Origin of the sequence: Bacillus sp. A260, from assembly GCF_009861435.1 — a bacterium.
Lineage (GTDB): Bacteria > Bacillota > Bacilli > Bacillales > Bacillaceae_G > Bacillus_A > Bacillus_A cereus.
On sequence record NZ_CP046398.1, the window covers coordinates 4,879,450 to 4,899,871 of the forward strand.

A 20,422-nucleotide genomic window follows, 5' to 3' on the forward strand; every position below is an offset into this window, starting at 1 on the left:
TTAGGAATCATTTTTATGTTAACATAGGTGTATATAGTATATAATATAGGATATATATTATATACACTTTCCGGTAACGGAGCTTTTCCATTATGCGGACAAGCCATGTATCGGACAGTTCATAAATAATAAGTAAGACGTTATGGTTTTAGATTTATGTCAGCTTACTTGCTGTCATAAATTTAAAGGCATTTTATTGTGTTTTGTGAAACTTTGTATAAAGTTTCGTAACCGTTTACTATCTTACTTATAAAAAATAAGAGTATTGCTATCGTAAAGGAGAATTGGAGATGCCAGAAACTATGACTCAAACAAAGCCAGAACAAGAAACTGTACAAATTTCTGCTAGCCAAGGACAACTTGATGTACTTGATCAGTTGTTAAAACCTGAGGTACAAGAATCATTAACAACACTAGTAGAACAGCTTCCAAAATTAACTGAGCTTGTTAACATTTTAACTAAGTCTTATGACTTCGCTCAAACTGTTGCTACTGATGAAGTATTAAAAAGCGACACTGTTGGTGCAATCACAGAGCTTGTAGAACCTGTAAAAGATACAGTGAAAAGCATGGCTGCTACTGCAATCGAAGCGAAAGATCGTGCTGACGAAAGCAACGAAGTTATCGGCCTGTTCGGTCTATTAAAATTATTAAAAGATCCACAAGCACAAAAAATGTTCCGCTTTGTGAACGCATATCTTCAAATTAGTGCAGAACGTAACAATAAATAAGTTAACTTATAACAACAATTAGTAAAGACGGGGGATATCATACTATGTCAAAACAAATTGTCATCTTAGGCGCTGGTTATGGCGGTCTTCTTGCCGCTTTAAACGTACGTAAATATTACAGTAAATCAGAAGCACAAGTTACAGTGATTAACCAATACCCAACGCACCAAATCATCACTGAACTACACCGCCTTGCAGCTGGTAACGTGTCTGAGCAAGCAGTTGCAATGCCACTTACAAAGCTTTTCAAAGGTAAAGATATCGATCTTAAAATCGCAACAGTTGAGTCATTCTCAGTTGATAGCAAAGAAATCAAATTAGCTGGCGGCACTACTTTATCTTACGATGCACTTGTAGTTGCTTTAGGAAGTAAAACTGCTTACTTCGGTATTCCAGGACTAGAAGAAAACAGCATGGTATTAAAATCTGCTGCTGATGCAAATAAAATCTACAAACACGTTGAAGACCGTATTCGTGAATACGCGAAAACGAAAAACGAAGCTGATGCTACAATCGTAATCGGTGGTGGCGGATTAACTGGCGTTGAGCTAGTTGGTGAGCTTGCTGACATTATGCCTAAACTTGCAAAAAGCCACGGCGTAAATCCAAAAGAAGTGAAACTTCTTCTTGTTGAAGCAGGTCCAAAAATCCTTCCAGTATTACCAGACCACTTAATCGAACGTGCAACTACTAGCCTAGAAGCGCGCGGCGTTACATTCTTAACTGGTCTTCCTGTAACAAACGTTGCTGGCAACGAAATCGACTTAAAAGACGGTCAAAAACTTGTTGCTAACACATTCGTTTGGACGGGCGGCGTACAAGGTAACCCATTAATCGGTGAATCAGGTCTTGAAGTTAACCGTGGACGTGCAACAGTTGATGCATACCTACAATCTACTTCTCACAAAGACGTATTCGTTGCTGGAGACAGCGCTGTTGTCTTCGCTCCAGACGGACGTCCATACCCACCAACTGCACAAATCGCTTGGCAAATGGGTGAGTTAATTGGATACAACTTATACGCAGCACTAGAAGGCAAAGCATTCGAAGAGTTCGCACCTGTAAACTCTGGAACACTTGCTAGTCTAGGACGTAAAGATGCGGTTGCTACAATTGGAGCAAGCAATACTCCACTTAAAGGCTTACCAGCATCATTAATGAAAGAAGCAAGTAACGTTCGTTACTTATCACACATTAAAGGTCTATTCAGCTTAGCTTACTAATCTGAATATAAGCCCGAATCATGCCCTGCATGGTTCGGGCTATTTTTATCCGTAATTTTCTCTAACTTATTTATTCGGCAGAAGAATCGTATAACCCTTTTAATTATCTAAATTTACTGATTATTTTATGTCCAAATTGTGTATACGAAAAGATGGAAGTATTCTTCCTACTCCCATCCTTTCACACAAACTATTCGCCTAACTTCACAAGGCTGTAATTCTTCTTCCCTTTACGGATAATAATAAATCGTCCATCAAATGAATTCTCTACCGTAACATCTGTACCCACATCTGTTACCTTCTCACCATTCATAGAAATCGCACCATTATTAATGTCTTCACGTGCTTGTCGTCTAGATGGCTCAATTCCTAAATCAACTAGCCATTCTACGATGTTTTTCGTCTCTTTTGAAGACTGGAATGTTGGCATTTCTTTAAAACCTTGTTCAATTTCATCAGCTGTTAACGATTTAATATCTCCGCTAAATAACGCTGCTGTAATTTTCACAGCTTGCAGGAATGCTTCTTCTCCATGAACAAATTTCGTCATTTCTTCCGCTAATACTTTTTGCGCTTCACGTTTATGAGGCTCTGTTTCTACCTTCACTGCCAATTCATCGATGCGCTCTTTCGTTAAGAATGTAAAGTATTTCAAGTATTTAACTACATCGCGGTCATCTGTATTTACCCAGAACTGGTAAAATTCAAACGGTGTCGTTTTTTCAGGATCAAGCCAAACCGCACCACCTGCTGATTTACCAAACTTCGTACCGTCCGATTTTAATAATAACGGAATCGTTAATCCGAATACTTTCGCCTCATGACCTTCTAACTTACGAATTAAATCTAAACCACTCGTAATATTTCCCCATTGGTCACTGCCACCAATTTGAAGTTGAACATCCTCTTTCGTGTATAAATGATGGAAGTCCATCGCTTGCAAAATTTGGTACGTGAATTCCGTGAAAGAAATACCTGTATCTAAACGGCTTGCTACAATATCCTTCGCTAACATGCTATTGATGCTAAAGTTTTTCCCGTAATCACGTAAAAACTCAATAATATTTATTTCATGTGTCCAATCATAGTTATTTACCATCTTCACTTCGCTATTTCCACCAAAATCAAATAGCTTTTTCATTTGTGCTGTTAACGCATCTACATTATGCTGAACCACTTCTAACGTTTGAAGTTGACGCTCTGATTGTCGTCCACTCGGATCACCAATTGTTCCTGTTGCCCCGCCAATTAAAATAACAGGATGATGACCAGCTAATTGGAATCTCTTCATCATCATAAACGGAATCAAATGTCCAATATGCATACTATCACCAGTCGGATCAACTCCGCAGTATAGCGAAATCTTTTTCTCTTCTACTAGCTTACGTAAACCTTCTTCGTCAGTCTGCTGATTAATGGCGCCGCGCCATTCTAATTCATCAATAATATTCATCTTTTGTCATCCCCTTTATTTTTTAAAAACAAAAAAGCCCCTATGTCTACGATAGACATAGGGACGATTATTCACCGTGTTACCACCCAGTTTGCATAAATAGCATAGCTACTCATACCACTCTTAGCAATAATATCGATTGCTAGTCCGCTTAGCATTACCTAAGATACTCCAGAGTGTAATTCGCAAGTTTGTTTGTGCTAGGTTCCAGCAACCCCTAGCTCTCTCGTTAACAGTGACAAACTGCTACTGGGCTCTTTCAACGTATGTTATTTGTTAAATTATTAGCCATTATATTGAATTGAAAACAAATTGTCAACAATACCCAAATATTATTTTAAAATAATTCATATCTTCATACGTATTTCTTTATTCCTTATCTTCTCCAATAATCCTTACTTCTCGCTCCAACTTCACGCCAAATTTCTCTTCAACTGTCTTTTGTACGAAGTGAATTAAATCGATGTAATCTTGTGCTGTTCCGTTATCAACATTCACCATAAACCCAGCGTGTTTTAAAGAAACTTCTACTCCACCAATTCGCTTACCTTGTAGTCCTGAGTCTTGAATTAACTTACCAGCAAAGTTATTTGGTGGGCGCTTAAATACGCTACCACATGAAGGATATTCTAGAGGCTGTTTTGACTCACGTTTAAACGTTAAATCATCCATTTTTGCTTTAATTTCTTCATGTACACCTTCTTCAAGTTCAAATCTCGCTTCAAGAATAATGTAATGGTTGTTCGCAAATACACTCTTACGATATCCAAATTCAAATGCTTCTTTCGTCAAAGTACGTAGCTCTCCATCACCTGTCATTACGACAGCTTCTGTTAATACAAACGAAATTTCACCGCCGTATGCACCAGCATTCATATATAATGCTCCGCCAACTGAACCTGGAATACCACAAGCAAACTCAAGACCCGTTAAGTTATGGTCTAAGGCAATACGTGATACGTCAATAATTGCTGCACCACACTGTGCTACAATCGTCGTTCCTGTTACAGTAACACCTGTAATATGAATTAAACTTACTGTAATCCCGCGAATTCCACCATCTTTAATAATGACATTCGATCCATTTCCTAAAAACGTAACTGGAATATTATATTCGTTCGCATATTTAATAACTTCTTGAATTTCATCATAATTTGTAGGCGCAACAAAAACATCTGCTTTTCCGCCAACTTTAATATGCGTATGATTCTTTAACATTTCATCTTGTTTAACATGTCCTTCAGGCAATACCGTACTTAAATATTTATAAACCTCTTGCATATTCATTTTACGATTCCTCTATTTCTATATTCATTTTATCCCGTTATACGGGCCCATAATATCCCCACGTACATGAAAGAACCTAAAGTGGTGGATACAGTGTACCCAAAATCAATTCGAGACACCTATAAACCTCTTAATTTATAAGAGGTGCCACTCATATTAAAATATATATTGCATAATAAAGCAACCCAAATGGACTACTAAACTTGACATGTCATCAGAAAGACAACAATTTGTAAAATATGTGACTTTTTCAAAACACTATCCCTCAGTATCTTACTATACCATACAAAAAGAAAGTGGTATTTTTTTGTACTTTTTACTTTATTTACATCAATAAAAAAGAGCACATCCGACAGAATGTGCTCTTTTTTATATTCTTTATATTACTTTTCGTTCTCTTCTTTTTCTTTATCAAACCATAACAGCTCATCGTTATCAACTTCACCATTATAATTGATTAAAATTTCTTCTCCTGCTTTTATATCCTTATAAGCATAGAAGTTAAACGTATGGTTCTCGAAGACAATATCATACGTTGCATTCGGTGTATATGAATGATTAAATAACATACCGTATCCTAAAAGGATTGCCGTATGATTGATTCCATACTCAAATGCGTAGTCAGCAAGTAATGTTTTCTCAATATGTTCATGCTGTTCATTCGGATAAGAGATAACTGGTGCTGCGTGTATCAACTCACCCTTTTTAATATCACGAGTTGCAAATACACCTCTATTAAATTCTCCATCACTAAGTTCAGAAGTCTTAACTTCGATCATATGCGTCACCTATTTAATTCTTTCTTTGAAGTATTTTAATTCCGCTATTAGCTGAATTTTATCTCCTTAAGCTTGGCAGAAAACGCGCAGAAAAGCAATTAAATTCCTATCAAGTATTCGTTTCAATGAAAAAAGAGCACATCATTCGTGCTCTTTCCAAGCAATATTACTTTTCTAAAATATCTTCTAACAACTTCACTTGCTCGCTAACAGTTTGTAACGTCTTCACTGACGTATCATTTCGATGTTTTTCTTCTTCCACACTCGCTAGCACTTCTTCTGTAGCTGTAGAAGTTTGCTGAATTACGTTAGAAACATGCGTAACATCCTTTACGATATTCGTCGTTTTAACTTGGAAACTTTCTTGATGAACAACAACCTCTCGCATTACTTCATTAATCGCATCAATAAACTTCCCTAAATCAGTTACATTTGTTAAAACGCTTGCTAACATCTCGTTACATTCTTCTTGTACTCTTTCTGACTTCTCTACTTGCGCTTCTACCTTACTTGCTTGATTACTAAACTCCTTCAAAATCCCTTGAATTCTTCCCGCAGAACGATTTGATTCTTCAGCAAGCTTTAACACTTCACTCGCTACAATAGCAAAACCTTTTCCATGCTCGCCTGCCCTCGCAGCTTCAATATTTGCATTTAAAGCTAGCAAACTCGTCTGACTTGAAATATTCGTTATTACATCTACAATTTCATTAATTTGTTTCGATTGCATCATTAAATCTCTAAATATAATTCCAGACTGTGAAACAACATCATTTAAACTTCTCATGTTAGTTTCAAAATTTCTTAGAGTATGTACACTACCTTTTGAAATTTCTAAGCTTTCATCCACACGAGTCGATGCAGTTCTTACTTGAGAGATGATTTGTTCAATATTTCCCTCCATATCATTCAATACTTCTACCGAACGATACATCATCTCTGATTGTGATTGCGTACCAACTGCCACCTCTTCAAAGGCAAAATTAATTTCACTCATCGATTCCATCGACGTGTTCATATTTTGTCTTAAATGATTGAAATTACTATCTAGTTTCACAACTGTTTCTTCAATAAGTCTTTGCGTCTCTTCTAACTCCTGAGCTTTTCTCATTACTTCTTGCTTCTCATCACTTAAACGAAGGAGCAGATTAGAACCGATTTTCGTGACGCCCCACATAGCAATTGTTACAATCGCTAACAAACTTGCGAAATTAGCAGCTTCAGACGAGGCTGTATAAGCAAAAAATTGCTCCGGCCAATAGCTACAAAGGATAAATGTGATCACAACAGCTACCCCGCCAAGAATTAAAATGAGGCGCTCACTTAAGTAAATAAGTGAAACAGCTAATGTAAAATAGACCATTTGAAATACAGCCGGGCTTTCATTAAAGGCTTGTACCATAATGTAAGACATTGTAAGCAACATAAATGTCATGATATATTTATACGCTGATTCCATACTTTTTATAAAAGTAAAAAGCGTTCCAAATGCAACGACAGAAATACCACAAATCCAAAACGCTATTGCTCTCTCTGTAAAAATATATCCATAATACCCAATTGCGATTATCCCAAGAAAGAAACTACAAATCGTTATAAACAGTAATAAATGATTTTTCTGTGATTCTTTCTCAAGGTTAGAAAAACAAGTCCTCTTTAACCACTCCATATGAAGCCCCACCTTCTACTTATACATATCAATTACTTCAGTTTAAATACCGCACTTACTGGGTTATGATCGCTATTTTCAAACTTTAAATCTTTCCCTTGTACATTTACAATCTCTACATTCGGTGAAACGATAAAGCCATCAATAATAGTGACGAAATTTTCACCTTCTACATATTTCTTTACATCATCTCTCACAGTCATAACAGACGGATCTACAGCCCACTTAAAGCCACCGTCTGTAAAGTCCTTCGGTAACTCTACTAACCACTCAGGGCGCTCTTTCACGAACTTCGGATCACTTAATTGAGCGTTTGAAACTAATTGATTCCAATCTCCGCCCATTATTACGTAATCACCATTTTCATAATGCTTGTTCATATATTCTTTTAAGTACTCTACTTGCTGTTTTCTAATTTTCCCGCCTTCATCATAAGCAGACAAATGTAAATTTACGAGTCTAACATGTTTCCCATTATTAACAGGAATTTTATATTCCACAATTGCTCGATCTAAATCAAACAAACGCTTTGGCCAAGGCTCCATTCCAGGAAGCTGGAACCTCTTCGCTTCTTGAACAGTGTATTTAGAAAACGTACTTAATCCAGCCTCCGCATATCCCATTGGATTTATTATTGGCACTGGAACCCATTTCGTATCGTAGTTCTTGCCAAATGACGAAACATAATCAGGTAATCCTTTTTTCAAAAATTCATGTTCATTTACATCAAATGAACGAAGTGACTTTATATCAACTTCTTGTAATAGTGCAAAATCACTATTCTCATTTTGTAAAAACGAAAGCATATTCTTTAAATTAGTTTCCGTTTGCTCTTTACTACTTGAACCAGATCCCTTTCCACCATCCATAAAGAAATCTTGATCCTTATCTAACCCAGCATATCCAATATTAAATGTTGTAACTTTAAACTCATTTCCAGTCGCTAATACGCGCTCCTTATTATTCTCCACCTTCAAGCTTATAACATCAGCAGGCTGTTCTTTAGTAAGTGTCATATACGCTAGAAATCCTCCTACAATGCCCGCTACTACTAAAACACATGTAAATACGATTTTTAAAAATTTCTTCAAATAAATGACTCCTTTTCACGCGAATTTATTTTTCTTTATTTTCAGTCAAATAAAACAAAACGACACACATAAGAAACATTTTATCATAATTAAAACCTTATATCACTATATTTAGTTGATAAGTAATCGATCCCATTTTAATTACTTGAAAAACCTTCAGACATCAAAAAAAGAAACGTTACACCCACCTCCTCACTGGAATTTAAACGGTATATTTAGTACACTATATGTAATAATCCTAGGCGATGGAGTTCGCCATAAACGCTGCTTAGCTAATGACTCCTACCAGTATACATACTGGTAGGAGTCTATTTTTTTGAGCAAGCTATTTAAAGAGGTGAGAAAATTGATTTATATTATCGTCGGCATTGCCGGTATATTAGGAGCTCTTTCTCGTTATTATTTAGGTCTTAATATCACCACATTTTGGCATCATTCATTTCCATTAGCAACATTACTCATTAACTTAATCGGTTGCTTCTTCTTAGCGTGGCTAACTACTTATATCACCCGGCTAAACATCTTACCTTCAGAGGTTATCACAGGCATCGGAACTGGATTCATCGGTTCCTTTACGACTTTTTCAACATTTAGTGTAGAAACTGTGCAATTGATCAATCATTCTGAGTGGAGCATAGCCTTCTTATATGTATCATGTAGCATACTTGGTGGCCTCATTATGTCTGGCCTTGGCTATATACTTGGGGATTTCTTAATTAAGAAATCTCTTACGGAAGGTGATTACTCATGATAGAAGCCTTATTAGTCGCAACAGGAGGATTTTTCGGTGCGATTACACGATTTGCAATTAGCAATTGGTTTAAGAAAAGAAATAAAACACAATTTCCACTTGCTACATTCCTTATTAATATAACAGGGGCGTTTTTACTTGGATATATAATCGGCAACGGAGTTACTACAGGCTGGCAACTATTATTAGGTACTGGATTTATGGGCGCATTCACTACATTTTCTACGTTTAAATTAGAAGCCGTTCAACTTCTCAATCGAAAAAATATTAGCACTTTCCTTTTATACTTAAGCGCTACGTACATAATTGGTATCCTCTTCGCATTCCTTGGAATGAAGCTAGGCGGAATATGAAAAAAAGCGACTCTATTGAGTCGCTTTCTTTCATAAGAAATATGTCCCGCCATATGGAATAGAAAATAAACCAGCTGGATGTACATCGTAATGTACAATTTGCATCGGAAGCTGTGAATACGGCATATACTGACTTTGCATCATTTGTGCAAAATATGCTTGTTGTTGCATTTGAATAGCTTGATTCATAGCATGAATTGTTCCCTGTGCCCCAGCCAGCGTAATAGCTGCTCCTACTTGTCTTCCATTATAAAAATGATGGTTCATCATGATTCATCTCACTTATTCTTTTTCTTCCATATGGTATGTTTCTATTTCATAGTGAGTATTTTGTCCCTATTGGTAACCCCTATTTATTGCCCTTTTTCAGCTTTGAAGTAATAAATCCAAATAATAATACGCCAATACCACTAAGGAACAATACATAACTTATCGGTACTAGGACAAAGAAAGGTTCTTCAAGGAATCCATCCGCTCCTACTTTACTGTTTGAAGCATGTATAGTTAAAGAAATAATCGCTAAAATCATGAAAGAAATAGCTACTACGTATTTATTTTTCATTTCACATTCTCCTCTACTCATGTAATTCTCCTTAGATTCTTAACATCATATTATCCAAAAAACCATTAACAGTCAATAATTATTTATCGTTTAACAATAAATAATTATTGACTAGAATAATAACAAAAAGGTTTACGAAGCATATTAAATCACTTCGCAAACCCTCTGTATTATAAATATTTACACTTCAAACCTCTTGCTTAATACAATATACATTGCGCAAAATAGCACGAATATCCCAGCATAAATTAACAAAATCTCTACACTAAACATATCCGACAATGGCCCAAATATTATCATTCCTAGAGGAAGCGCGCATGAATTCGCAATTTGTACAAGACTGAACATCCGTCCGTGCATTGATGGTTCTACTTTTTCCTGCAATAACACAGTAACTGGTGTATTGAAGCACGGCATCGTTATACCAATTAAAAAATTAAATACTAAATACATAATAAATATCGGTGCTATTCCGAGTCCAATCATAAGCAGTCCATATAATGCACAAGCTAGCGCTGTTGTATACATACGATTACGAAAACCACCCCACGCCGCAATTAATACGCCACCAGCTGCCGCACCCGCACTAAAGGTCATCTCACTAGCAGTAAGTCTCCACATTTCGGCCCCGAAAGAACGAGTTACCATTAAAGGTGTTAAAAAAGCAGCTGGACTTATTAAAATCATGATGATAATTAATAAAACGATTAGCCTTTTAATAAATACATTTTCTTTTAAATAAGAGAATCCTTCTTTAATTCCTTGTAGATTAGATTTTTGCTTACTCTCTACATTCACATGTCCTTCCACCTGAATGATAAACATAATACTAATTCCAATCATAGCCGTAATAACATCAATAAAAAATGTTGTTTCAATGCTGGCAATAGAAAGAATCATCGCACTTGCTGCTGGAGAAAGAAACATAATTAAAGATGTAATACTGCTATTTATTCCATTTACTTTCATAAGATACTCTTTCGGAACGATTTGCGGAATTAATGCATTCACAGCTGGCGTTTGTACTCCTGTTCCAGCTGAACGAATGAGTAACACAATAAAAAGTAACCAAATACTTTTATATCCTGTTAAAAATAAAATTGCTAAAACTAACGTCGCAATCGCTATAATTCCATCCGATAACATAATCATCTTTTTACGGTCATAACGATCAATCCAAACACCTGCAAACAAAGATATCGCAATTTGTGGTAGAAAACCGCAAACAGTTGAAATAGTCAACATCACTCCTGATGATGTTGTAAGGGTGATATACCATATAATCGCGTATTGCACGAGAGAGGAACCGAACAACGAAATAGTTTGAGCGGTCAAAAATAATATAATTTTCGTTTTCCAATTGTTTTCACTCATATGTTTCACACCCCCTTAACTAATCCCGTCTCTATATGAAAGATACTATCTGCCCAATCAAGATAAAAACTCGCTTCGTGAGATACGAGTATAATGCTGCCCTTAAACTTAATTAACGCCTTTTGCAAAGCTTCCTTCGCTTCTGCATCTAAATGATTTGTCGGCTCATCTAAAATTAATAAGTTACAAGGTGATAATAATAATCCGCACAGTTTCACCTTCGATTGTTCACCACCACTTAACGTACGAATTTCTTGCGAAACGTGCGTATCCTTCACTCCACACGCAGCTAAATGATGGCGTATTTCCTTCATATTCAGTTTAGGAAACTGTTCTGAAATAATTTGAAGCGGCGTTAAAGAATCATTGCTCCAATTTAAATCTTGCTCATAATATCCAATCTTTATTTGCTCTGAAAAGTGAAACTCTCCAGAAATACTATCAATATTTCCAACGATTGTTTTTAATAAAGTAGATTTTCCTACTCCATTGAAACCTGTAATAACAAGTTTTTGCCTACCCATTACTGAAAAATTCAACTTTGGTAAGAGAGCGAAGTCGTAACCAACTTCAAGGTTATTTACTTCAAGAACTGTCTGAACTGAAATGGGAAGTTCCTGAAAATGAATAGACGGTTTATGAGTAAAACTTGGTGGCGCAATTCTTTCCATACGCTGTAATTGTTTTCGACGACCTTGCGCTATTTTTGAATTCACCCCAGCAATATTTCTACGAATATACTCTTCCGTTTTTTCAATTTTCTTTTGCTGTGCATAATATTGGCGAATATAATCTTTTCGCAAATGCTCCTTCTGCCTTACAAAATCTGAGTATTTTCCGTAATACTTCTTAACTGTCCCGAACTCTACATCACATATGCAAGAAGTTACCTTTTCCAGAAAATCAAAATCATGTGATATGACAATAAACGCTCCTTCAAAATTCATTAAATAATTAGCAAGCCACTCCACATGCTCCTTATCAAGAAAATTCGTCGGTTCATCTAGTAATAAAATATTAGGCTCTTCTAATAAGAGCTTCGCTAAAATTACCTTTGCACGCTGCCCTCCGCTTAATTCACCAATAACACGATCCATCCCAATCACATCAATACCTAAGCCGGATGCCACCTTATTCGTAATACTATCTACTGAATAAAAATCATGAGCCTCGAGCAGTCCTTGAATTTCTGCCGCTTTCAATAGTTGATTTTCATCTCCAGTCATCGCACTTTCTTCATATAACTTGTTCATTCTCTTTTCCATTTCATACAAATCATAAAAGGCTCTCTTTAAATATTGAGAAATGGTATAACCCTCATCAATTTCTGCGTATTGATCAAGATGTCCAATTTGAATATTTGGTTGCCACTTTATGTCTCCCTTATCAGAAATAATTTCCCCCACCAATATTTTCATTAATGTGCTTTTTCCTGCACCATTCTGCCCAACAATTCCCATATGCTCCCCTTTATGCAAATCAAAAGAAGCATTTTCGTATAATACTTTATCTATAAAACTATGTGATAAACTTTCAACTTTAAGTAAACTCATTTTTATTCCTCTTTTCCTGAAATTAAAAAAAGCAGAGAGATAGCGTCATTCGACACTAGCCCTCTGCTTCATGGTTTTTCCTATACTACTCCAATTTATAGTAAAGACTCATCGGAATAATATACACAAAGGGCCATAGACAAAGCATTGTCTATGGCCCCTTAATCTATTTTATACACCAGCTGAAAAACCATAACGAAATAAGCATAGATAAACTATACTTTTTTAGAAAAGTTATTCAGCCGATGAATATAGGGGATTTATACCCCTTGATTAAGCTCCGTACAACGCTTCACCGTATACATTTGTGCGGAGCAAAGTTTTCTAATGAGTTTTACAAATTTTATATAAAGCATATTCTGCACCTTCCTTAATACTTAAAAGGGATTTTAGCATACGTTTTTACGAAGCGTCAACATTACTTCCGAATCTTTCAACTACTTGTTTTCAAAATATTGCTTCTGAAACATACACATTCTTATCGCATTATGATAGTTACCATCAACGAAAAACTCATCGATAAGCTCACCTTCTACCATAAACCCAACTTTTTTATAAACATGTACTGCTTTTTCATTTTCCTTATCCACAACTAAATATATCTTATGCATATTTAATACAGCGAAAGCATAATCCATTGCTAAACGCGTCGCCTCTACTGCATAACCATATCCTTGATAATTCGGATCAATAATAATTTGGAATTCTGTTCTACGATGAATATAATCGATTTCTACTAACTCAACTAATCCAACCATTTCATTGTCTTTCTCAACGATAAATCGGCGTTCGCTTTGATCATGTATATGTTTATCGTATAAGTCTTGCAGCTCCACAAATGCCTCATACGGCTCTTCAAACCAATACGACATAATATGCGCATTATTATTCAGTTCGTGTACAAACTTTAAATCTTCTCGTTCTAATGGACGTAACTTCAATTCCTGATTCATTTCTATAACCTCCAAGTAAAAGAAACCTCTTCACTTAATTTCTCAATTTTTTTCGATTTCAAACGCCCTAATTTCATTGTAAACTTTCAAGCAACTTGAAGGTCAAGATGTAAAAAAGTAGTGCAAACTTATGTCTGCACTACTACTCTTTTCTCAAATCTCTCATATTCGATATGTATAAAGCAATAACTAAAACAAGAATTGCTCCTGCGTATAATAACGTCTCCATCGGTTCCTCATGAGACACAATAATCAATCGAATTAAGGCCGTAATTCCGATATAAATAAAATAACGTAACGGGAAATGATAGTTCGATTTAAAATACTTAATAATTAATGCAATGAACTCGAAGTATAAGAAATAGACGATGATACTTTCAACCAATTTATAAGACGTATACTCTTTTGCCGAAAAAATATACTGCACAAACGTAATTGTCTCATTCACTAAGAAAATCGATAACACAATGGATAATATAATTAAAGCTATATTTAATATCCATTGCAAAACACTAGCTATAACATGATCGATATTAAATGACTTCATTTTCTCTTTAGACTCCCCTTCGTATAAGTACTTATTTATTATAGCAAAATTACGATTGGAAAGAAGTTAAATCATATATTCGTCCTTTGTTGTTGCCAGTGTAGGGGAGATTTAGTGTGTGGAGAATTCTGTTTACAACCATACCCGACGAAACATGGAGAAACTCTTTCAAATTACCGTTCGTACATGTCGTACTAATGAGCAATGCATAATCTCGTATAGCATCCTCATGTGCCACTTTTGAAAAATCTTTACAACTTGTACAACGCCAGCCCTTCTTCACTTTAACCATTGGAATAACTAAGCATTTCTCACATTGTACTCCATTTAACAACTCCTCTTTTTCTATTTTATATTGCTCAAGTATATTTTGTTGAAGTGGAGAATGCTCCATTATTATTTGATGAATGAGCCTATCTACATTATCTATAACTTTTCTCTTATATTTACTTTCAAACCACTTTATTTTATGAGGTAAATTTGCACTATGAATAATTGTATGAAGAAGATTGTCATCTGAAGATTTTATAATGGTACGAGGCGAGCTAATAACAACGAGGGACTCGATTGGAAGACTAGAGGAAAATCCATGTAAGCTTAACCATTTCTTTAATTGTATTTCTTGCCTTTTTATTTGTAAAACCGGATCTGGAAATCCCTCTGAATTTCCTTCTGTTATTCGGATAAGTTGATTAAACTTTGCATCAAACATTAATGTACCTGCTATATTTTTTATCTCAAGAAAAAGAAGAAACTTTGTGGAAATGATAATAGTATCAATTTGAAAGTATTGATCATGATTAGATAAGCGAACATCATGTAAAACACTATACTCTTTCTCAGAAATAAAACTAAGTGGATAATCAATTGCTTGCTCCCCTTTATACCCCGCCATGTGTTTTGCCAAGTTTTCTCCAATTAAATTTCGTTTTGGATGATGTACAGGTAACCTTCTAAGCAGTGCTTCTAACTGTCTTATATAAATCGGCATTTTTCTTTCTTTCACAATCACCTCAAACACCCCTTTACAAATATATCAACGATTTTTTCAATATATCTATCATAACTCACAATATATCAACGATTTTTCCAATATATCTATCACAACTCACAATATATCAACGATTTTTCCAATATATCGATTGGTCGACAATATCTGACACTACCTCACTCCAATCACTCACAGCATATCCTAGAAAAACACCTTCAGCAAAAACTTAAAATCGTATTTTCTCATAAAAAAACCATAACCCGCTCCTCCAGCAAAGTTATGGTTTTTAACCCTGCAATGCCACTCTATCTATAACTTTGCCGTGAAGTCCACAAAATCCATTTGTACTTATAGCAACTTTCACTTTTTTCACACTGAAACTATATACCCCCAAATCGTTTCACAACGTTATTACTTCCGCATAGCTACAATTTATATAATAACGGTACAGTACAAATAACGTGCTGAATCACTAAGTATGGGGGCATAACGATGAACGAAGCGTTGCTATTAGTAGACATACAAAATGATTACTTTGAAGGTGGCAATATGGAATTACATCAACCTGAAAAAGCCGCACAAAAAGCGAAAGAAGTTTTGAAAGCATTTCGTGAAAAACATAAAACAGTTATTCATGTACAACATATTGCGAACAATGAAGGGGCTACTTTCTTCTTACCTGATACATTAGGTGTTCAAATTTATGATGATGTACAACCGATTGCTAACGAAAGAGTCTTACAAAAACACCACCCCTACAGTTTTTCTCAAAAGTTTTGCACTACAATCGATTAGCTCTATTAGCAATTACATTATTATTAGCGGCTTTCCTTCTTCTTTACAATGTATTTTTTGGATTACTCGTAGGCACTACAGCAAGCTAGCGACTTTTTATAAATATGAACATTTTTTAGGAATTAGTTTATCTTTTTTTAATGTTTTATTTAGAGGCAGTTTATAGTCGGGGATTAACATAAGAAACGTAGCAACTAAGTTCATATATGACGCACTGCTACTATAATCGCTAACCGTACTACTTGAAATCATAAAATAAGGAGACGATAAAACATGAACAAAAAAGCAAAAGCACTATCATCCGTACTGCTCGGATTCACATTAGCATTAACAGGGTGTGCTGGTACTAAAGCTGAAGAAAATCATGGGAAACAAAAACAAGAACAAGTTGCTAAAGAAACAAAAAAGGAAAATAAATTAACTAAAGGGCAAAAAATGGCTAATATTCTTAGCGAGACAAATTGGCAAGGTACACGAGTGTATGACAAAGATAAGAATGACTTAACAAAAGAGAATGCAAACTTCATTGGTCTTGCAAAATATGATGCGAAGTCAGGCAGATATGAATTTTTTGATGCTAAAACAGGTGCAAGTCGTGGCGATAAAGGCACTTTCTTTGTCACAAATGATGGGAAGAAGAGAATATTGATTTCAGAATCAATGAAGTATCAAGCTGTCGTTGACATGACAAAACTAAATAAAAATGTATTTACTTATAAACGAATGGGGAAAGACGCTAACGGTAAAGATGTAGAAGTTTTCGTTGAACATGTCCCATATAAAGAAAAAGAACTTTCTTTCACTGATCCGGACAAGCAGCTGAACACGACTACAGGAGATATTGTTAAAAACGTTGATGGAGATAAAATTTTAGGCAGTACCCTTTGGCATGGAACAAAGGTATTAGATGAAGCTGGTAACGATGTAACACAGTTTAATTCGAATTTTATAAGTTTAGCAAAATTTGATGACAAATCTAATAAATATGAGTTTTTCAATAGCGAAACAGGTCAAAGCCGCGGTGATTATGGCTACTTCGATGTTGTACACGAAAATAAAATAAGAGCCCATGTTTCAATTGGAAATAACAAATACGGTGCTGCTCTTGAACTTACTGAACTAAATAAGAATAAATTTACGTATAAAAGAACTGGTAAAGACCAAGCGGGTAAGGATATAACTATATTCGTTGAACATGAACCTTATAAAGGTGATATGAAGCCACAATTTAGTTTTTAAATACGTTTGATTAAAGATCCTGTACTGAGTTGCAGGATCTTTCTTATTAAGCAAGAGAACGAAAAGACGAAAAACATGTAGCTTTTCGTCTTCACAATATTTCCACCTTATAGTTGATGATTTACAAAACCTAAAAACATACCGATACAAAATAAAATAAATCCAATTAGAATTAAGGGAAGAGTGAAGCCACCCCAAGCTGGTTTATTAGCAAACGCCCTTATTTTAAAATTAATCCTCGCTAAAGACATGATAACGATACCCGCTATTGATAAAATTGTAGTTACATAAGTCATCTAGAATAATACTCCTCTTCTATATTGATTTTATATCTCTGCAAACCATCTACATAAGTGTTACAGTCCACTATTCATACATGTCATCCCAATTGTAGCAATCCAGCTTTGTGCACATCATTTGTAAAATTCATTCTTCATTCCTAAAAAAAGACAGAACCAGACGGTTCGGTCTTTTTTGTTTTATAATAATCTCTTTTATTTTTGCTACAATACCTTTTTCTTATAAATCTTACGCCAACACAGCTTTTGATTAACTTATCCTGAAATATTATGAATTTGCGTTCAACTTATCTAAAATACCTTTATCTATTTTTGCTTGATTCACTTTAGCTATTTTAGAAACAATCCCACGGCGATCTTCCCAATCAATCAAATAATATTGATTTTTTTCCAATTCATTTTGCAAGGAAATTTTCAGTTCTCTTTCTTCCCCTTTTTTATCGTACACCTTCTCATCGTAAACATGATACGTAAGAACTTCTCCATTACTCAATTTTTCGTTTTCTACTTTAGAATCAGTCGTTACTTTTACATAATATTGTTTAGTCAAATAGTATCCATTCCCTGACTTCATATAGTAGAAAGCACCTCCTACTATAGCTAATAACACAAAAATTCTCATGATCCATTTCATATGATAATACCTAACCTTTCTATTCTACTTGTAAGATTTATACCCGTTAAAATATAAATCTTCCTTACCTTAAGTATGCTTTAACCATACAGATGGTACAATCCAGTTTCCTTACACCCACATTACATTTTTGTAATCCTATCATTTTACAAAAGTTTCTTAAGTTGGCCCAAAACAAAGGAACATAAAGTTTTATTCCTCCAATTGCCACACTTTTAGCAACACTTGTCCAAGTAATAGGAATTTCATTTCAATCCATTTTACGTGAAGAAGTAAATCAACGCCGATTAACTATATTAGGAATTACATTATTAATCAGCCCTCATCAATCGGGCTGCCCGGCAAATAGAGGAATAAAATTTGTGACTAAGTAAAAAAGCGCCCTACTTATAGGGCGCTTTTTTTATACTTAATGACTAATACTAGCTGTTGGATATAATGTTGTTCCTCCAATTGAAACTTTTATTTCATTTGTTAATGGAACGTTTTGTTCATTAATAATTGTTCTCCACCATTCCCATGCAAGACCTGTACATTCTCTTGCTACAATTTTTATATTTTTTGAGTTCGGTGGAAGAGGGATAACTGTAGAGTAATGAGCCGTTTTGTCTTTTCCACTACCATCCCATGTTTTATGTGTTAGTACTTCGTTACCCTTTTGATCAAATGTGAATTCATCCCAAGATACATCAAATTGAGCAACGTAAGCACCGTAATGATCAAGTGTCATTTTAGCACTTGAATATTCTGTAGTTGTCGTCTCAATATAATCTGTATTGTTATGAACAGCAGCAGTTGCATTATCTTTTAAGAAAGTACTTGTATATGAAATTGGGTATGCTGGATTTTTAAGACTTAATTCAGCATTATCTTTAATAATATTTCGGATTTCATTGAAATCTTTAGTAACAACCTTGTTATGCTCTTTCGCATCTCCGCCTAATACTACAGCAGTAAAGGTACTTTCTTCAAAAATATCTTTATACTGTCCACTTGTTTCAACACTGTTATCCTTAAGTAAAGCTTTAAAAGCAGCTTGTACATCTTTGCTCTTAGATGTTGTTTCTAATTTTACATAAATCGTTCTACCATAAGCTACATTTGAAACCATAACAGGTGGAGCCGAATTACTTACGCCTTTTCGAGTTAACTCATCAAAAGTAACGCTATTATCAAAAAGGTCGGATGGATTGTTAGGTAGTTCAGCACTTACCGTATAAAATATTTGCTTATACGCCGCTACCATCACTTTTTTCTCTCCATTTGCAACCGCATTAAAATCAATGTTTAGACTGTTATCAAGATATTTAGCGTTAACATTAAGAGCGCTTGCGATTTGCGATTTACTATAAACCATGGATTCCGTATACTGCATTCTTGCAGGCAACGTATGTGTTGTAGAATACTTTTCATTCCAAGTAGATACTAAATCGTCTACTGCTCCAGCTACATTACCATATGTCGGATTTTGGACAGTGATTGTATTTTCTTTTCTCATGCCCGGTAAGTCTATACTAATATTCAAAGGCTTTCTCTTAGCCACTAATAAACTCGGTTGATTGTCTGCAAAAGCTTTATTTGCAAGTTGTACAGCTCCTGGATACGTGCGATTCACTACAGAATCAATAATTGAAATATCGACTGGTGACGTTGTAAGTGATTTTTTTTCGCGTTCTACTACTACAAATTTACCATTTGAATTGATACTTTCTTTCGGAACAAAACTCTCTACTTTATCACCATTTACAGCTAAAACCTCTTGATTATTATATTTAAGATTTGCTATACCAGTATCAATGCCACTAGCATTTTTGGTTACATCAGTTGCATTACTTGCTTGTGTTTCTGCGAAGGAAATAGATGAATAATTAATAGTGCATAGACTAACTAATAAACATGCAAGGAACTTTCTTCTTTTAGTGTTTTTCTTAATATTCAGAAAAATCACCCCGTTCTTTTTTTAGTAAAATATGATAATGATTGATAAATGATTGCTAACTAATAAATTTACATAAATGCTTTTAAAAGTTCTTGAATTAACGGGATTACGCCACCTACAAATTTTAAAACTGCCATTGCGATTTCCATATTATTTCCTCCTTTTTATTGCTACGAAAATATGATTTATCTTTATGCCC

Annotated in this window: 20 protein-coding genes, 1 pseudogene, 1 riboswitch and 1 other annotated feature; of the genes and pseudogenes, 6 read left to right on the top strand and 15 right to left on the bottom strand. The window is 34.9% G+C overall.

Annotated elements, in window-relative coordinates; all coding sequences use genetic code 11:
• Positions 1-290: 290 nt before the first annotated feature.
• Both GD442_RS24870 and GD442_RS24875 read left to right on the top strand, forming a co-directional pair.
• A complete protein-coding gene (locus tag GD442_RS24870) occupies positions 291-731 on the top strand; it encodes a DUF1641 domain-containing protein (RefSeq protein ID WP_001115309.1) in 441 nt (146 codons plus the stop codon).
• Positions 732-775: 44 nt separating this feature from the next.
• Positions 776-1,954 (top strand): NAD(P)/FAD-dependent oxidoreductase, encoded by a 1,179-nt coding sequence (locus GD442_RS24875; RefSeq protein ID WP_000043202.1) that lies wholly within the window; start codon positions 776-778, stop codon positions 1,952-1,954.
• Positions 1,955-2,144: 190 nt separating this feature from the next.
• On the opposite strand, the gene tyrS is transcribed toward GD442_RS24875, so the two are convergent.
• The 5 genes from tyrS to GD442_RS24900 all read right to left on the bottom strand — a co-directional run bounded on the left by tyrS (position 2,145) and on the right by GD442_RS24900 (position 8,233).
• Positions 2,145-3,407 (bottom strand): tyrosine--tRNA ligase, encoded by a 1,263-nt coding sequence (tyrS, locus tag GD442_RS24880; RefSeq protein ID WP_061536034.1) that lies wholly within the window; start codon positions 3,405-3,407, stop codon positions 2,145-2,147.
• A gap of 56 nt (positions 3,408-3,463) precedes the next feature.
• Positions 3,464-3,679, bottom strand: a binding site (T-box leader).
• 97 nt (positions 3,680-3,776) lie between these two features.
• Positions 3,777-4,694 (bottom strand): UDP-N-acetylmuramate dehydrogenase, encoded by a 918-nt coding sequence (gene murB / locus GD442_RS24885; RefSeq protein ID WP_001057102.1) that lies wholly within the window; start codon positions 4,692-4,694, stop codon positions 3,777-3,779.
• A 383-nt stretch (positions 4,695-5,077) separates the two neighbouring features.
• A complete protein-coding gene (locus GD442_RS24890; protein WP_000573649.1) occupies positions 5,078-5,473 on the bottom strand; it encodes an SET domain-containing protein in 396 nt (131 codons plus the stop codon).
• Positions 5,474-5,639: 166 nt separating this feature from the next.
• Complete coding sequence (locus tag GD442_RS24895) at positions 5,640-7,142, bottom strand: DUF4077 domain-containing protein (protein WP_086407878.1); 1,503 nt, start codon at positions 7,140-7,142, stop codon at positions 5,640-5,642.
• A gap of 32 nt (positions 7,143-7,174) precedes the next feature.
• Positions 7,175-8,233, bottom strand: a complete 1,059-nt coding sequence (locus GD442_RS24900) for an endonuclease/exonuclease/phosphatase family protein (protein WP_000714050.1) — start codon at positions 8,231-8,233, stop codon at positions 7,175-7,177.
• 232 nt (positions 8,234-8,465) lie between these two features.
• A riboswitch (Fluoride riboswitch) is annotated at positions 8,466-8,525 on the top strand.
• Positions 8,526-8,579: 54 nt separating this feature from the next.
• On the opposite strand from GD442_RS24900, the gene crcB (GD442_RS24905) reads away from it, so the two are divergent.
• Together crcB (GD442_RS24905) and crcB (GD442_RS24910) are read left to right on the top strand one after the other, a co-directional pair.
• Entirely contained in the window at positions 8,580-8,984 is a 405-nt protein-coding gene (gene crcB / locus GD442_RS24905; protein WP_063225491.1) for a fluoride efflux transporter CrcB, read from the top strand.
• Positions 8,981-9,337, top strand: a complete 357-nt coding sequence (crcB, locus tag GD442_RS24910) for a fluoride efflux transporter CrcB (protein ID WP_000568587.1) — start codon at positions 8,981-8,983, stop codon at positions 9,335-9,337. The genes crcB (GD442_RS24905) and crcB (GD442_RS24910) overlap by 4 nt, the downstream gene beginning before the upstream one ends.
• Positions 9,338-9,367: 30 nt before the next feature.
• On the opposite strand, the gene GD442_RS24915 is transcribed toward crcB (GD442_RS24910), so the two are convergent.
• The 7 genes from GD442_RS24915 to GD442_RS24945 all read right to left on the bottom strand — a co-directional run bounded on the left by GD442_RS24915 (position 9,368) and on the right by GD442_RS24945 (position 15,332).
• The gene (locus GD442_RS24915) at positions 9,368-9,607 is read right to left on the bottom strand and encodes a DUF3947 family protein (protein ID WP_000980930.1); all 240 of its coding nucleotides are present in this window, start codon (positions 9,605-9,607) and stop codon (positions 9,368-9,370) included.
• A 79-nt stretch (positions 9,608-9,686) separates the two neighbouring features.
• Positions 9,687-9,899 (bottom strand): DUF3955 domain-containing protein, encoded by a 213-nt coding sequence (locus GD442_RS24920; protein ID WP_031312823.1) that lies wholly within the window; start codon positions 9,897-9,899, stop codon positions 9,687-9,689.
• Positions 9,900-10,079: 180 nt separating this feature from the next.
• Entirely contained in the window at positions 10,080-11,273 is a 1,194-nt protein-coding gene (locus GD442_RS24925; protein WP_048538385.1) for an MFS transporter, read from the bottom strand.
• Positions 11,274-11,278: 5 nt separating this feature from the next.
• The gene (locus GD442_RS24930) at positions 11,279-12,826 is read right to left on the bottom strand and encodes an ABC-F family ATP-binding cassette domain-containing protein (RefSeq protein ID WP_017657025.1); all 1,548 of its coding nucleotides are present in this window, start codon (positions 12,824-12,826) and stop codon (positions 11,279-11,281) included.
• Positions 12,827-13,263: 437 nt separating this feature from the next.
• Complete coding sequence (speG, locus tag GD442_RS24935; RefSeq protein WP_001071095.1) at positions 13,264-13,779, bottom strand: spermidine N1-acetyltransferase; 516 nt, start codon at positions 13,777-13,779, stop codon at positions 13,264-13,266.
• 142 nt (positions 13,780-13,921) lie between these two features.
• Complete coding sequence (gene psiE, locus GD442_RS24940; RefSeq protein WP_000834708.1) at positions 13,922-14,326, bottom strand: phosphate-starvation-inducible protein PsiE; 405 nt, start codon at positions 14,324-14,326, stop codon at positions 13,922-13,924.
• Between the two features lie 49 nt (positions 14,327-14,375).
• On the bottom strand, positions 14,376-15,332 hold the full coding sequence (locus tag GD442_RS24945) for a nuclease-related domain-containing protein (protein ID WP_078386336.1): 957 nt from the start codon (positions 15,330-15,332) through the stop codon (positions 14,376-14,378).
• Positions 15,333-15,809: 477 nt separating this feature from the next.
• On the opposite strand from GD442_RS24945, the pseudogene GD442_RS24950 reads away from it, so the two are divergent.
• Positions 15,810-16,082: pseudogene (locus GD442_RS24950) on the top strand (isochorismatase family protein); the annotation flags it as partial.
• Positions 16,083-16,385: 303 nt separating this feature from the next.
• A complete protein-coding gene (locus GD442_RS24955; protein ID WP_001034145.1) occupies positions 16,386-17,351 on the top strand; it encodes a DUF4822 domain-containing protein in 966 nt (321 codons plus the stop codon).
• A gap of 107 nt (positions 17,352-17,458) precedes the next feature.
• Here GD442_RS24955 and GD442_RS24960 read toward each other — a convergent pair whose 3' ends face one another.
• The 3 genes from GD442_RS24960 to alo all read right to left on the bottom strand — a co-directional run bounded on the left by GD442_RS24960 (position 17,459) and on the right by alo (position 20,232).
• Positions 17,459-17,647 (bottom strand): hypothetical protein, encoded by a 189-nt coding sequence (locus tag GD442_RS24960; RefSeq protein WP_000222858.1) that lies wholly within the window; start codon positions 17,645-17,647, stop codon positions 17,459-17,461.
• A 271-nt stretch (positions 17,648-17,918) separates the two neighbouring features.
• Entirely contained in the window at positions 17,919-18,284 is a 366-nt protein-coding gene (locus tag GD442_RS24965) for a YxeA family protein (RefSeq protein ID WP_002164645.1), read from the bottom strand.
• Positions 18,285-18,693: 409 nt separating this feature from the next.
• Entirely contained in the window at positions 18,694-20,232 is a 1,539-nt protein-coding gene (gene alo / locus GD442_RS24970; protein WP_000576727.1) for an anthrolysin O/cereolysin O family cholesterol-dependent cytolysin Alo, read from the bottom strand.
• Positions 20,233-20,422: the final 190 nt, after the last annotated feature.